Origin of the sequence: Wolbachia endosymbiont of Oedothorax gibbosus (genome assembly GCF_936270145.1) — a bacterium.
In the GTDB taxonomy this organism is placed as follows: Bacteria; Pseudomonadota; Alphaproteobacteria; order Rickettsiales; family Anaplasmataceae; genus Wolbachia.
In genome coordinates, this window is sequence record NZ_OW370537.1 from 445,499 (window position 1) to 460,081 (window position 14,583).

A 14,583-nucleotide genomic window follows, 5' to 3' on the forward strand; every position below is an offset into this window, starting at 1 on the left:
GAAGTCTAATAATAAATGTATATTGAAATACAGCAATAATTACGTTAGTTTAAAGAATAGTTTGATTAAAGGATAATTGTGCAAGAAAAAGATAAAAAATTAGCTTCTGATATTCTAAAAGAGGTTGCAGATACCAATAACAATAATAGCGATAAAGTAACTTTGTTTGACATTAAAACAGCTTTGCATGAGCGCGGTTTTGGTATTTTAATAATCATCTTCTCCTTGCCGCTATCGGTGCCTATACCGGTTCCACCTGGTTATACAACTATTCTTTCTATACCCTTAATCTTATTCTCGCTGCAGCTTTTATTTGGATTTGATTCTCCTTGGATGCCAAGTTGGCTAGAAAGAAGATCTTTTCAGCGTTCAACACTAGCTCTTGTGGTGGAGAAAACTTCTCCAGCATTAAAAAAAATAGAAAAGTTCATGAGACCAAGAATGTCTTTTATTTTCTATGGGCCCGGTGAAAAGATTTTAGCTTTTATAATGTTGCTTTGTGCGTTATCAATAGCTCTTCCACTACCTCTTACTAACTTCATTCCTGCAATTGGTACAACTCTTATTTCACTTGGTATTATGAGTAAAGATGGGTTTCTATCCATATTGGGAGTTTTAATATCATTGTGTGGGCTATTGCTTACTCTTGTTGTAGTAGTCAAAGGGCCACAACTTATCATTGGGGCATTTTCTTTTCTCAAAAGCTTCGTATATGGTTAGGCTTTACAATACCTTAACAAAAAAAAAGGAACTTTTTACACCAATCGCTAAAGATCATGTGAAAATGTATGTTTGCGGACCAACAGTATATGACACAGCACATATAGGCAATGCACGGTCTGTTGTTGTGTATGATGTGTTATTTCAGCTACTTAAGTTTTGTTATGGCAAAGTTACCTATGTGCGTAACATAACCGACATTGATGATAAGATAATTAATGCAGCAAGTGAGAAAAATAGCAACATAGAAAGTATAACCACATATTACATTAAAGCTTTTCATGATGATATGGAAAGCATAAATTGTAAAGAGCCAACACACGAGCCAAAAGCAACGGAAAACGTAGATTATATTATAGAATTAATTGAACATTTACTGCAATCAGGCCACGCTTATGAATCTGACAAACACGTGTATTTTAATATAGAATCTTACCATGAATATGGTGCTTTATCAGGAAAAAAAACTGATGAATTGGTTCCAGGTAGCAGAGTTGAAGTTAATGAAAATAAAAAGCACCCGGGAGATTTTGTGCTGTGGAAGCCTGCAAGTGATATTGACTACAAACTTTCAAGTTATTGGGATAGTCCATGGGGAGAAGGAAGACCAGGATGGCATATAGAATGCTCAGCAATGTCATATGCTTATCTTGGCAAAGATTTTGATATTCATGGTGGCGGCATAGATTTACAATTTCCTCACCATGAAAATGAAATTGCACAGAGTAAGTCTGCATTTGCTGGATCAATGTTTGCAAAATACTGGATACATAACGGCTTTCTTACAGTAAATGAAGAGAAAATGAGCAAGTCCTTATTTAATATAGTCAAAGTAAGGGATTTGCTAGATAGTGGAATAAAGGGTGAAGTAATACGCTATGCACTGCTCAAAACTCACTACAGAAAACCACTTGATTGGACAGAAAACGTTATTTCTGATGCACAGGAAACCTTAAATAAATTTTATCGATTATCACGTGGTTTAGATACAACAAATATTGATGAAAGTAACGCAGAGATTTCTAAAGATTTTATAGACGCTTTAAAAAACGACTTAAACATTCCTGAAGCTCTAGCTATATTACATGAAATGGCTGCAAAAATTAACAAAATGAGTAATGAAAGTGAAAAGCTTAAATTAACTGAGAGTTTTGTTAAGAGCGCCAGATTTATTGGTCTTCTTGAGTCAAGTTATGAAAAGTGGTTTGCTGTGGATGTAAATCATCAAGAAATAGAAAGGTTGATAGATTTAAGAAGAGCAGCAAAACAAAATAAAGATTATAATACTGCAGACAAAATAAGGGACCAGTTGAAACAAATGGGGATTACAATTTCTGACAATGAAGATGGTACAACAACCTGGTAAACTCATATGGAAAATTACTTTCTGTTATTCACAGATAGTCTAGTATCATCGTTAGTTTTACCCATACATCAAGGTTTTGTGTTCAATACGATGCTTTATTTCAGGTCGTATCACACTCCACTACTTATGTTATTTTTTGGAGTACTAGGATCAAGCCTTGGTGGAATAGTTAACTGGTACTTAGGTAGAATAACAATCTCTATACGAAAATCATACCACAAACTAGAGAACGAGCATAAAACACCAAAAATCGTAAGAAATCTACTGATTTGTGCAGTTGCATTACTTTCATGGGTGCCAGCACTTGGAAGTGTGATTCAAATTTTATCAGGTTATTTTAAGTTAAACCTTTATATCCTTGCCCCTTTAATCATTCTATCTAATTTCCTCTATTTGTTATATCTAATACTTACTTTTGGAGTATAACAGCTATAGTACTACAGTTATTAAAGCCCACTTCTGTCATCTTATGCTCTGACAGAAGCGGAGCTATAAATTAAATGCAAAATTTCAATAGTCACGCATGAGCTAAAAGCAATTCCACAAGCTCTTGGTGATTATTATTAGCTGCATAATGCAATGCTGTCTTTCCTTCATTATTTTTGGCGTTAACGTCCGCGTTGTTTTTTAGTAGTACTTTTGCTACATCAATCTTTCCATTCATAGCAGCAAGGTGTAGTGAAGTGTTGCCATCTTTATCCTTAGCATTAATATTAGCACCTTTTTGAATGAAATATTCTACTGTCTGAGAGAATCCATATAAAACAGCGCAATGCAAAGAAATTTCACCGTTTTTGTTCTCAGCATTAATATCAACGTTATATTTTAGTAGTATTTCAGCTACATCAACTTTTTCTTTTCCAGCAGCAAAATGTAATGGCGTATCATCATCTTTGTTCTTTGCATTAATAGCAACCCCTTTTTCAATAAGATATTTTACTACATCAGAGCTTCCATACAAGGCAGCACGGTGAAGTAAAGTCTCATTATGTTTATTCTTAACGTTAACGTTAGCACCATTATCGATGAGATATTTTATAATATCCAACTCCTCATGATAAACAGTCATATACAATGGAGTATTACCCCTTTTATCCCTAGCATTAACATCAGCACCTTTATCGACTAAATATCTCACTATATCCAATTGGCCATTATGAGCAGCAGCCTCATGTAACAAAGTCCAGTTATATCTATTTTTAGTATTAACATCAGCACCATTTTTAATGAGATATTTCACTATGTCCAAATTTCCACTTTTAACAGCAAAGTGTAATAAAGTATTACCAATTTTAGTCTTGATACTAAAATAAGTATCCTTTCTAACAAGATATTCCACTACTTTTAAGTTTCCACTTCTAGCAGCATAGTGCAACGGAGTTTCATTATCTCTGTTCTTAACATTAATATCAGCGTTATATTTTAGCAGTATTTTTACCATATCAACCTTTCCCTTCATAGCAGCAAAATGGAGTGGAGTGTTGCTATACTTATCCTTGGCATTAACACCAGCATTTTCTTGAATGAGGTATTCTGTTGTTTCCAACATTCCATTCAAATCATCTCCCCATAATAGACGGTTATTCTTGGCAATCAAGTGTAATGGTGTCCAGCCATGTTTACCTTTGGCATCAATATCACTACCACCTTCAACAAGACATCTTACTACCTTCAAGTTCGCGTACAGAACTGCCCAGTGCAATGGTGTTAGATCATTATTACCTTTAGCATTAACGTCAGCACCTCGTCTTACAAAATACCTTACCACATCAATCTCTCCCCTGGTAACAACCCAATGTAGTGGAGTATCACCATATCTGTCTTTAATATTAATATCAATTCCTTTACCAACAAGGTACTTTACCGCCTCTAGTTTTGCAAACCTAACAATCTCATGAAACATAGTTTTGCCATTGCTGTCCCTAGTACTAACATCAATACCTTTTTCTTTCATAATATATTTTGCTATATCAAAATTTTCGCTCTCAACAGCCCAGTACAACGGAGGCCAGCAAAACCAATCTTCAGTGTCAAAATTAGCACCCTTACCTATAAAATACTTTACTATGTCTAATTTTCCATACCTAACAGCCCAGTATAATGGTGTCTGATAATAATAGTCCCTAGTATCAACATTAGCACCTTTATCGATCAGGTATTCCACTATGTTCAACCATCCACTTCCAGCAGCTAAATGTAATGGAGTAACGCTATACTCACATTTAGCATTAACAACCCCTCTAAATTTGTCTGAATATTTTTCTTCCATATGCGTTAATATGGCCTTAATTGCTTTATAATTACCATTTCCCGTAAGTAAATGTAATGGTGTACTACTGTATTCACCGTAAGTGGAATTAAAATAAAAGTCACCAATTAACTTACCTTGTTTACTTACATATCTCCAAATAGATGTAGCATGACTTGCACTGTTTTGCGCCGCATTACCACTATTTATCAATTCTAGAGCTTTTCTGAGGGTTTTCTCTTCTTGTCGGTTCTCTTGTAATTTTAATCTTGTTACTTTCTGTACTAACCTATGGACATTTAATACACTTTGGTTTTGTTCATCGCCCACCATGGAATATCTCACAAGTAAACGGATGGCTAGCTTTAACTGCTTTTTCTTATAATCACTTACCAAATTTAAGAATATTTCTCTAGCGATTTTATCAGGTGCAAAATAAGCCAAAACATCTAAAATCTCTGAAGCTAATGGTCCATATTGTTCATCACTTCTTACTTTATCCATCGTAACTTCCCAAGCTGTAAAAGTTGTTTTAGTATAGTCATTATCAATTCCTTGAAATATTTTAGACTTAAGTAACTTCTTAGCTTTCTTTTCATACTCTTTTAGATAATAGACTTCTTTCAAAATTGTTAGAGGGAGTGTAAGATGAAGTATTTGAAAGAATGAAATATAAGGAAATAGAAAAGTTAGAAGGAGAAAAGTTTCGACGTTTAACAGGGGTAAAAAAAGCAACATTTGAGCGAATGGTAGAAATTCTAGAAGTGGAGGATAAAAGAAAAAAAGCTAGAAGTGGAAGAAAAAGTAAACTTTGCATAGAAGACAGGCTACTTATGGCACTGGAATATATAAGAGAATATCGTACATATTTTCATATTGGGCAAAGCTATGGCATGAGTGAAAGTAACAGTTTTAAAATAATAAGATGGGTAGAAGACATATTAATAAAACATCCAGATTTTGCATTACCAGGAAAAAAAGAGCTATTAAGAGTGATGTAGAATATGAAGTTTTAGTAATAGATGGAACTGAAACGCCAGTAGAGAGGCCAAAAAAAAGCAAAAACGCTTTTATTCTGGAAAGAAAAAAAGGCATACTATAAAAACACAAATAGTAACAGAGAAGAAGAGTAAAAAAGTCATATGCACGTCTTTCTCGAATGGTAGAAAACACGATTTTCGGATGTTTAAGGTAGCAGTATTGCCGCAAACTAAAATCTTAGCTGATGCCGGCTACAGGGGAATGCAGAAGATACACAAAAATGTTGTATTACCGCACAGAAAAACGAAAAAGAATCCGTTAAGCAAAGAACAAAAAAAAGAGAACAGAGCACTTATGAGCCAAAGGGCAATTGTTGAAAACGTAATTGGCTTATTGAAAAGGTTTAAAATCATCTCGGACAGGTATAGAAACCGACGAAAACGTTTTGGTTTAAGGTTTAATTTAATTGCTGCAATTCACAATTTTGAGCTCCCTACATGAATTTTGAAAGAAGTCTAATCACTAATTTCGAACTTCTCTGTTATTCTCTGGTCTTCGATATATGATACTGCTTGTTGTATAGCTAAAGGAAAGCATTGCAACCTTCTTACCAAATTTTCTATCTCCCGATCTTGCGATTTATCTTTTTTTGGTATATTAAATCCTTTTTTAACAAATTCTATAGCGTCTTTTAGTTCCAATCCCTCTAGTACTATAACATCTATCCCCTTCTCCAGTTCTTGATCATGTGAAGTAATCAAAATATGAGGCTTGTTAAGATCAGGAGATAAAGAAAATGGCAAAAATTTACCTATCTTTTTGTACTCTTGAACGTTATCGAAAATGAACAGGCTCCTCCTTCTTGCAAAGAAAGCAAATACTTCTCTAACAATAGTTTCTATCGTTTTGTCGTTTCTGTACTTATCTTTGGGAGAAATACCTAGTCTATTATCTCTAGCTAATCTCAAGAAAGAATCTTTCATAGTTTCAAAGTTTTCAGCGTCTATCCATATAACATTGCCGTCATAATATCTTCTATATTTACAAGCATATTTTCTAGCCAACTGGCTTTTTCCCATCCCCCCAGGACCACTAATAGACGTTATGTATGAAATTACAGCACCTTTGGGATCGCGTTGTAGCGAATCATGTAGCATTCCCAATTCCTCATCTCTTCCTGTAAATAGTCTGACTGGACCTCTTACATCAAACCAAATCGCTCCTAAAATTTCCTCTCTTATTTTTTCAAAAAACTCCTTTATTTCTTCATGTGATAGAAACTTTCCCTCTCTTGCTTTCATCCAATCCAGAACTTCTACCAGAAAGCGACTATAAACGTTCTTTTTATCGAGATTATTAAATTCTTTTCCCAACTCATTCTCAATGATTTCCGCTAGTTTTATCTCGTTAGGTTGATCTACTGCAAATACTAATTTATCAAAAAATTCCCTTATATTCTCTTCTAACTTGCCTTCATTTGTCATTCGCTCAAACTCACGTTGCCATACCTGATTTCTTTCCAATTTTCTTTTTGAGTTTTGATCTGATTTACCTTGAAGTTCTTTTATCTCCTTTTCCAATTCTTCTATTGCTTCTTTTACAGCACTCTTAAATGCCGGTTGCACTATTGAAATCATGTTATGTGAGTACAAGAGAACTTGTATCTCGTACCGCCGTATTTAAAAAAAATATCACTAGTGCTTATTACTTCAACTGCAATTTCTATTCCCTTGTTTGGTCCCGAAGTTTTTGCTTTCAACTTTTTTATTGTATTTTGTGTTGCACTTTGAGCTAGATCGAAACCGATATTAGTACAGATAGTAAAGTCCTTTAGGTCACCATCTGCAAAATCTGGATTAATTTTAATCTTTATACCAATCTCCACTAATAGATAGACAAATAGTAAAAACTACAAATAATTGAGGCTAGAAAGAATAAATATGTAGTTTATGGCAGGAAAAAGTAAAGCAATAGGAGAAGAACTATATAATCAATGCAAGTTAGAATTAAAAAAATATGGAATAAGAGGAGAGATAGGAAGAAGGTTACAAGCAATAATATCAGCAAAGGAGTATGGTATCTCAAAAGTTGCTAAAATATATAGAATTACGAGAACGACATTAATGAAATGGATTGCAAGATTTAAAGAAAAAGGTGTTATTGGGTTTGCAATACAGCCAGGGCGAGGACCTAAACCAAAACTGAACGAGGAGAAGAAGGAAAAAATAAGAGAGGTAATAGAAGAAGATGGGGCAAATCTGACTGCTAAAAAATTGCAAGGTATAGTTGAAGGAATGTTAGCTATCAAAGTAAGTGAGTCAACGGCGAGAAGGCTTATGAAGAAGCTAGGATTTACATATATCACACCTCGTCCAGCACATTATAAACAAGACAAAAACAAACAAGAGGAGTTCAAAAAAAATCTCAATGAAATTGTGGAAAAGAACCGGAAAAAGGAGGTTTTTTTTCGATGAATCGAGATTTGGAACGCACTCAAAAGTTGGACATGGATGGTTTAAAAAGGGCTCAAGAACACAAGTTAAAGTAAAAATCGGAAGAGAAAACTTCTATCTTTACAGCGCTGTAAATCCCAGGAATGGAGAGGATATTAGCCTACTTGCTCCACATGTAAACACAGATTGCATGAACATATTTTTGGAGCAGATGTCGAAAGATTTGGGGACTAGAGAAGCTTTTCTTATCATGGATTGCGCAAGTTGGCATAGGTCTAAAGGTTTAAAAACTCCTGAAAATATCACCATAATTTATTTGCCGCCGTACTCGCCTGAGCTCAATCCTGTGGAAAGATTTTGGCAACATTTAAAGGAAAATATAATAAAGAACAAGATGTATGACTCTATTAAATTACTTGAAAATGCTGTATCTGAATTTATTCGAGATATTACGGAAAGTTCGATCAAAACCATTTGCTCTGTGAATTATTTGTCTAGTTATTTATGAGGGTTGGTATTAGATATGAAACAAAATATTTTGGAACGCTAAATTCACCACTTTTATTTTTTGAAAGCAATTTACCTACACCGATTTTTTCGCATTCATTTTGCTTGTGTTTGTTTTGTATAAACCTATGTACTATTTTTTCATTTTTCCTATCCTGAAAAACAATATCATCAAAACCCGTAGCTGATTCCATTTCTGTAGCTAAACGGAAAGAATATCCAACATCTACTGCACGTTTGAGAAGCAGCATTACCCACTTTAGTTGGTAGATATCACCATGAAGAGACCGCTTTCTTCCCCAAGCAGGATAAGTTTCAGGCATCCTCAACCTCACATAATTTTAAAAATAGTACCAACAAATGGTAAAAAAGTTATATGTCATGATATACAGATATCGTAACAAAGACCTTGGAATATCTACGAGATGTGCTGTTATGTAAATAAAAAAATGTGACTAATTACTTAATCTCTCACTCAAAATTGAATTCACCACATCAGGGCTGGCTTTTCCTTTGGTAAGTTTCATAACTTCACCGACAAAGAATCCGTATAATTTTGTTTTACCGCTTTTATATTCTTGAACTTTATCTTGGTTGTTATTGACGATTGTGTCGATAACTTCTGATATTTGACCTCTATCGGTTATTTGTTTTAGGTCTTGCTCTTCTATAATTAAAGATGCAGGTTTGCCAGTTTCAAACATACTATCGAATACCTGTTTGCCAAGTTTAGCAGAGATCGTTCCATCAACGATAAAATCTAAGAGTTCGGACAAGGCATTGGCTTTGATTGGAGAGCTCACAATATCAATACCTGCTTTATTTAAACGACCGAAAAGCTCTACAGTTAACCAAGTAACCGCGAGCTTTGAATCATGTTTTTTTATCAATTCCTCAAAGTAATCAGCGGTTGCCTTATCGGAAGTAATAACGTTTGCATCGTATTCATTGATACCTAATTCCTCAATGTATCGCAGCTTTTTTTGATCTGGCAACTCGGGCAAAGATGATTGAATTAAATCAATTTTCTCCTGGCTTACCTCAACAGGCAACAAGTCGGGCTCAGGGAAGTATCTATAGTCGCTTGCATCCTCTTTGTTTCGCATCACTTTTGTTTTTCCCGAAGCAACGTCAAACAATAAGGTATCTTGACTTATTTCTTCTCCACTTTCTAAAATTTCAATTTGTCTTTGTATTTCATAGTCTATAGCTTGCACAATATGACGTATCGAGTTCAGATTTTTTATCTCACAACGAGTGCCAAATGTATTACTGCCTTTTAGGCGGACAGAAACATTTGCATCACAACGAAGTGATCCCTTTTCCATATCACCATCACACGAACCAGTGTAACGCAAAATCTGCCTCAATTTTTTCATGCATTCTGCAGCTTCTGCAGATGAACGGAGATCTGGTTCTGAAACAATTTCCATTAAAGCAACCCCTGCACGGTTTAAATCCACATAAGTTTTGCTTTCCTCATGAACGCTCTTTCCTGCATCTTGCTCTAAATGAATTCTCGCGATTCTTATTTCCTTTTCATTGTCGTTGATAAATACTCTACCATTTTTAACTATTGGCTCAAAAAACTGGGTTATCTGGTAACCTTGCGGTAAATCGGGATAAAAATAATTTTTCCGATCAAAGTAAGAACACTTATTAATTTCTGCAGAAAGTGCAAGACCGGTGCGTATTGCTTGTTCTACGCAGTAATAATTTAGTATTGGCAGCGTACCTGGCATTGCCGCATCAACTAGAGAAACTTGAGTGTTATGCTCAGCACCAAATTCCGTTGATGAGCTAGAAAATAGCTTCGTATTAGAAGAAACTTGAGCGTGCACCTCAAGCCCAATTACCGCTTCCCAATCCTCTTTCGTCATGTATTTTATTCAAATGATAATCTTAATATTCTGCAAAATTAACACAAAAAGTCAAAACAAAACTCATGTTAGCTAACAACCCATAGAAACGGATTAAATGCAAAACTTCCTTGACAAACTCCGCCAGCCCCCTTATCATGAAACTGAAGCTATTTATTTATCTTCGCAATCTCTGCAGTGGATTAATGACAAAAAACTTAATGTATTTGGCGTAAATCATGCTTAATTTTTGCACTATGTGCATTCTATGTCTTTATAAAATCTTCGGGTTTTTACCTATATAAGCTGAAACGCGCTTATAAGTCGTTTAAGACAGTAAAAGACGTCAAATAGACAAGGGAGAATTTGAATACTAGCCGCCCTAGGGTTTCTTTGCCTTTTTTTCCGCTCAGTAAATTTCTTAACGTTTATAATTTAGGTTAGTTGCATTTAAAAGCGGCTGAATCGTAGCGTTTAGAATAAAAAACGCCAATATTTTGAAGTACATATAAATAACTAGTCACCAACGGGGCTTCTTTTGCCTTTTTTTTCATTTGGTAAATTTCTTAACATTTATAGCTAACATGAACAAACATGTGAGAGTAACTTCCGCTAGTAGGGTGTCACGCACTGGGATGACAGGAAAAAGGGCTACCGTGTTGTAATAACAAATTCCAGGGGAGTGTTAAATAAACTGTGTCAAACCGAAAAAAAGTAATAAATTGATATAAAAAAATGGAGGTTTGACAATGAGTCAGAAAGTAGTAAACAGAACTACCGGAGTGGTAGATTATAAAGAATTAGAAACAAATATCTTGTCGTCTATACGAGAAGGTAGACCATTGACAGGAAGGGATGGTGTGCTAACACCATTGATAAAAAAGCTGCTGGAAGCAAGTCTAGAAGGTGAAATAGAAAATCACTTGTTGGCTGAAAGTGAAGAAAATAATCAAAGAAATGGGAGAAATGCAAAAACTTTACGCACAAGCGCAGGTTCATTTGAGCTTTTGACGCCCAGAGATAGGGAGGGAAGCTTTGAACCCCAAATAGTCAAAAAAAGGCAAACAACAGAGCTTGAAACGAAGATTTTGAGCACATTTGCCAGTGGTATGGGCTATAGAGATATAGCGTCACATGTAGAAGAAATTTACGATCACAAAATATCGGCAGCAGAGATATCCAGTATTACTGACAAACTGCTACCGGTAATCAACGAATGGCCGCTGCAGTCCGTATATCCAATAGTGTTTATGGTTTTTTAAAGTCAAAGAGGATGGACATTGCGTAAGTAAATGTATGTACAATATATTGGCAAAATGGCAGAAAAGAAGTCTTGGGCTTTTATTTGGCTGAAAGTGAAGTTCTGGTTGGGAGTGCTAAATGATCTCAAAGAAAGAGGAGTAGAAGATATCCTGATTGCCTGTGTAGATGGGCTAAAAAGCTTTCCTGCAGCGATAAATAGTGCGTTTCCTAAAGCAGAAGTACAGCTATGTGTGGTGCATCAGATACGCAATTCTCTAAAATATGTATCCAGCAAAGATGTGAAAGTTTTCATGAATGATCTGAAAAAAATATATCGTGCTGCAAGCAGAGAAATTGCCGAGAATTACTTACTTGAGCTAGAAGAAAAATGGGGCGAAAAGTATCCGTTAGTTGTGAAATCTTGGCAAAATAATTGGGAAAATTTGTCTGGTTATTTTAAGTATTCTGGGCCAGTTAGAAAGCTGATTTATACCACCAATCCTATTGAGGGACTGCATAGACAAATCAGAAAATTTACTAAAACCAAAGGTTCATTTACTAGCACAAATGCCTTGTACAAACAGGTATATTGTGCTATAAAAAAGGTAGAGCAAAAATGGACTATGGCTCTGCCTAATTGGGCTTTAACTATGTCTCAATTTGATGTCTTCTTTCCCGGCAGATTGAAAATTGAGTTGAACTGAAAATGCGGTTTGACACAGTTTATTTAACACTCCCGCACAAACACTACTCAGTGTTCTCTTGACTTGCGTCTCTTTAAAAATCCTTGAGTCATTATACGTACTTATGTTTTCAGGATTTGTAACATACGTGCCTTTAATTTCTTCAAGACGCTTGAAACTTATGTCATCGAACTCTTTTTGCAATTCATTGATATAACCATCATTAACCTGATACATTTTTCTCTCCGTTTCATTACTGGATTTATGTGTAACATACCAAACTGCAAAAGCTACTGCTGTAAATATTGTTCCTGCAACTACTATGTATAAAGCTTTATGTTTCTGTCACAAAAAGTGTTGTTGCTGCTACAGCACCTAGTAACAGTGTTGAATAACGAACAAATAGATCTTTATTGTATGCTTGTTTTAACTTCATTAAGTACCCAGTTTCACGAGGACGGTCTTGTGTGAAACCCCAATCAACACGGCTTTGCCAAGCTTGCCTTTCAGATACATAATGGTCTATTGGGGTTGCGCCATTGTTATCCTCTATCCAAGGGTCTGCTCCAAGTTCTACTAAGGCTAATATTGTTTTTTCCGAACCTAAATGTGCAGCTACATGTAATGAAGTCTGTCCAATGTTATTTGTTATATCAACTTTTGCTCCTTTTGCCGACAGAAACTTAATTGTATCCACTTGGAATAGCGAAGCAGCTTTATGTAGAGGGGTATGTCCCTGTGCGTTTTGGGCATTGACATCTGCACCATTATCTATCAGAAATTCTGCTATATCTTTATCACCTGCACTGGCAGCATAATGTAAAGGAGTAGATCCCATAGAATAAGGAGGATCACTCCTATTTTTTGCATTAACATTTGCCCCATTTGCTACTAATAACCTAGCTATCCTTATATCTCCTGCATAATGTAGAGGAGTATTCTCATCTTTATTACCTGCATTAACATTTGCTCCTTTTTCTATAAGTAGCTCTATCACTTCTACATTGCCTTTTTTAACAGCAAGGTGTAAAGGAGTTTCTCCACTTGCTTCAGCTTTTGCATTGATGTATGCTCCATTTTTCAATAAGAACTGTGCCACCTCTTTGCAATCATTTTCAACAGCTTCATGCAAAGAATTATGTCCACGCTCATTTTGGATATCAATATTTGCACCTCTGTCTTTTAGATACTTTACTATATTAAAATATTTACACCCAGCAGCCACATGCAGTAATATACCACCTTCCTTAAAATCATGGTCTAATGAAAACCCACTTTCCTTCCATGAGTCGTATTCCTTCTTACATGACTCATACTCATATTGACAAGAATCCCATTTGTCGTACAGTTCCTTCCTTTTCCTTTTAAACTCTTGTTTTATTGTTTCAACTATAACGTCTGAGGTTAAATCCTCATCATTATTTAATCTTGCTAATATTTCACGTACAAATTCCATGATACTCCCTCTCTTGTGACTAAGTATATTATCACTACTCTGTAGAATACAGTCAACTAAAAAGCATTTACTTTCTATATAAATTATGTAAAAAATATCCTTGCATTATACAATTGCACTGCTATAATGATGCCACTTGTCAAAAGTGAGGTGTTTTATGCATGCTATAGAGCAAGAACAACAAATTCTATCAGAAGAACTTAAATTTGATAAAAGGTTGAAATTAAGTAATGGTAGTCAAGAAAAGGATAATGATAGCAAAGAAGATGATAAAGATGATGGCTTTAAAAAAATAATAAAAGAATCAATACAATCAGCAGAAAGTTTAAAAGAAAAGCTTGGTGTCAAGGAAATTTCTTACCCTAACGATTATGTATTTGCGTCACTTGCAAATAGAGTTTATGAAGAAAGAGAAAATGTTAAAAGAACTAAAGACTTATACGGAAAAAAGTTAGATCAAGCATTAGGTAACTGGCAATTACTGACAGTTGCTGAAAATACAGATAATTTTAACGGTTATGTTGGTGCAGCATATTGGAATCCAGATACACAACAAATTATTATTGCACATCGTGGTACTGAGCCAAAAGATGGTAGTACAATTTTGGGCACAATGTTTACAAATGTTAAGGGTATTTTCTTTAATCAACATGCTCCTCAAATTGATTCTGCAGTTACATTTACAGATGAGATCATTAGCGCTCTAAAAGAAATTAACCAAGAAAGAGAGGATGATGAAAAAGAGAAACCATATATACAACTATTTTTTACTGGACATTCTCTAGGAGGATGGCTTGCACAGATTACCACTTTTACAGCAAAATATCTTATAAGCGATGGTAATAATTTTGTTAAAAATGGGAACTTTGAAGAAACTGGTTATCATGCAAGTGCGGTAATTTTTGATAGCCCAGGTGGCAGAGATATGCTGGTACGTATTCAAGACAGACTAATGAACCGCTATGGTCCTTCTTACATAGATTCTCTGGATGTTATACCAATCTCCACTAATAGATAGACAAATAGTAAAAACTACAAATAATTGAGGCTAGAAAGAATAAATATGTA

11 protein-coding genes and 2 pseudogenes are annotated in these 14,583 nt (G+C 34.9%); 7 read left to right on the forward strand and 6 right to left on the reverse strand.

Annotated features, from left to right (window positions below; genetic code table 11):
• The first annotated feature begins 78 nt into the window (after positions 1-78).
• From NBW37_RS02280 to NBW37_RS07735, 3 genes are read left to right on the forward strand one after another with little or no spacing between them, the layout of a single operon-like run.
• Entirely contained in the window at positions 79-720 is a 642-nt protein-coding gene (locus NBW37_RS02280) for an exopolysaccharide biosynthesis protein (RefSeq protein ID WP_250296747.1), read from the forward strand.
• On the forward strand, positions 713-2,086 hold the full coding sequence (gene cysS, locus NBW37_RS02285; RefSeq protein ID WP_250296748.1) for a cysteine--tRNA ligase: 1,374 nt from the start codon (positions 713-715) through the stop codon (positions 2,084-2,086). Before NBW37_RS02280 ends, cysS begins: the two co-directional genes overlap by 8 nt.
• Before the next feature lie 6 nt (positions 2,087-2,092).
• Positions 2,093-2,512: a YqaA family protein gene (locus NBW37_RS07735; protein WP_370273132.1), complete on the forward strand. Its 420-nt coding sequence runs from the start codon at positions 2,093-2,095 to the stop codon at positions 2,510-2,512.
• 91 nt (positions 2,513-2,603) lie between these two features.
• Here NBW37_RS07735 and NBW37_RS02290 read toward each other — a convergent pair whose 3' ends face one another.
• Positions 2,604-4,838, reverse strand: coding sequence for an ankyrin repeat domain-containing protein (locus tag NBW37_RS02290; RefSeq protein WP_250296749.1), 2,235 nt, complete (start codon positions 4,836-4,838; stop codon positions 2,604-2,606).
• A gap of 161 nt (positions 4,839-4,999) precedes the next feature.
• On the opposite strand from NBW37_RS02290, the pseudogene NBW37_RS02295 reads away from it, so the two are divergent.
• Positions 5,000-5,816 (forward strand): annotated as a pseudogene (locus NBW37_RS02295) (IS5 family transposase).
• 14 nt (positions 5,817-5,830) lie between these two features.
• Here NBW37_RS02295 and NBW37_RS02300 read toward each other — a convergent pair.
• Both NBW37_RS02300 and NBW37_RS02305 read right to left on the reverse strand, forming a co-directional pair.
• Positions 5,831-6,952, reverse strand: coding sequence for an NB-ARC domain-containing protein (locus NBW37_RS02300; RefSeq protein WP_250296750.1), 1,122 nt, complete (start codon positions 6,950-6,952; stop codon positions 5,831-5,833).
• A complete protein-coding gene (locus NBW37_RS02305) occupies positions 6,949-7,200 on the reverse strand; it encodes a hypothetical protein (RefSeq protein WP_250296751.1) in 252 nt (83 codons plus the stop codon). The genes NBW37_RS02300 and NBW37_RS02305 overlap by 4 nt, the downstream gene beginning before the upstream one ends.
• Before the next feature lie 64 nt (positions 7,201-7,264).
• Here NBW37_RS02305 and NBW37_RS02310 point away from each other — a divergent pair.
• Positions 7,265-8,276 (forward strand): IS630 family transposase gene (locus NBW37_RS02310; protein WP_250295836.1). Its coding sequence is split into 2 segments (ribosomal slippage): positions 7,265-7,777 and positions 7,779-8,276, totalling 1,011 coding nucleotides; the frame shifts between segments, so codons are not numbered across the junction.
• On the opposite strand, the gene NBW37_RS02315 is transcribed toward NBW37_RS02310, so the two are convergent.
• Both NBW37_RS02315 and gatB read right to left on the reverse strand, forming a co-directional pair.
• The gene (locus tag NBW37_RS02315) at positions 8,263-8,598 is read right to left on the reverse strand and encodes a hypothetical protein (RefSeq protein WP_250296752.1); all 336 of its coding nucleotides are present in this window, start codon (positions 8,596-8,598) and stop codon (positions 8,263-8,265) included. The two genes, NBW37_RS02310 and NBW37_RS02315, sit on opposite strands and share 14 nt — an antisense overlap.
• 132 nt (positions 8,599-8,730) lie before the next feature.
• Entirely contained in the window at positions 8,731-10,155 is a 1,425-nt protein-coding gene (gene gatB / locus NBW37_RS02320; RefSeq protein WP_250296753.1) for an Asp-tRNA(Asn)/Glu-tRNA(Gln) amidotransferase subunit GatB, read from the reverse strand.
• A 728-nt stretch (positions 10,156-10,883) separates the two neighbouring features.
• On the opposite strand from gatB, the pseudogene NBW37_RS02325 reads away from it, so the two are divergent.
• Positions 10,884-12,080: pseudogene (locus tag NBW37_RS02325) on the forward strand (IS256 family transposase).
• A 313-nt stretch (positions 12,081-12,393) separates the two neighbouring features.
• Here the strand turns inward: NBW37_RS02325 and NBW37_RS02330 are convergent.
• The gene (locus NBW37_RS02330) at positions 12,394-13,515 is read right to left on the reverse strand and encodes an ankyrin repeat domain-containing protein (RefSeq protein WP_250296754.1); all 1,122 of its coding nucleotides are present in this window, start codon (positions 13,513-13,515) and stop codon (positions 12,394-12,396) included.
• 157 nt (positions 13,516-13,672) lie between these two features.
• Here NBW37_RS02330 and NBW37_RS02335 point away from each other — a divergent pair, with 157 nt between their 5' ends.
• Entirely contained in the window at positions 13,673-14,533 is an 861-nt protein-coding gene (locus NBW37_RS02335) for a DUF6792 domain-containing protein (protein WP_250296755.1), read from the forward strand.
• Positions 14,534-14,583 lie beyond the last annotated feature (50 nt).

Excerpts from the sequence above, each read along its gene's own strand:
- cysS (WP_250296748.1), top strand. The coding sequence starts at position 713 with ATGGTTAGGCTTTACAATACCTTAACAAAAAAAAAGGAACTTTTTACA.
- NBW37_RS07735 (WP_370273132.1), top strand. The coding sequence starts at position 2,093 with ATGGAAAATTACTTTCTGTTATTCACAGATAGTCTAGTATCATCGTTA.
- NBW37_RS02290 (WP_250296749.1), bottom strand. The coding sequence starts at position 4,838 with ATGGATAAAGTAAGAAGTGATGAACAATATGGACCATTAGCTTCAGAG.
- NBW37_RS02300 (WP_250296750.1), bottom strand. The coding sequence starts at position 6,952 with ATGATTTCAATAGTGCAACCGGCATTTAAGAGTGCTGTAAAAGAAGCA.
- NBW37_RS02315 (WP_250296752.1), bottom strand. The coding sequence starts at position 8,598 with ATGCCTGAAACTTATCCTGCTTGGGGAAGAAAGCGGTCTCTTCATGGT.
- gatB (WP_250296753.1), bottom strand. The coding sequence starts at position 10,155 with ATGACGAAAGAGGATTGGGAAGCGGTAATTGGGCTTGAGGTGCACGCT.
- NBW37_RS02330 (WP_250296754.1), bottom strand. The coding sequence starts at position 13,515 with ATGGAATTTGTACGTGAAATATTAGCAAGATTAAATAATGATGAGGAT.
- NBW37_RS02335 (WP_250296755.1), top strand. The coding sequence starts at position 13,673 with ATGCATGCTATAGAGCAAGAACAACAAATTCTATCAGAAGAACTTAAA.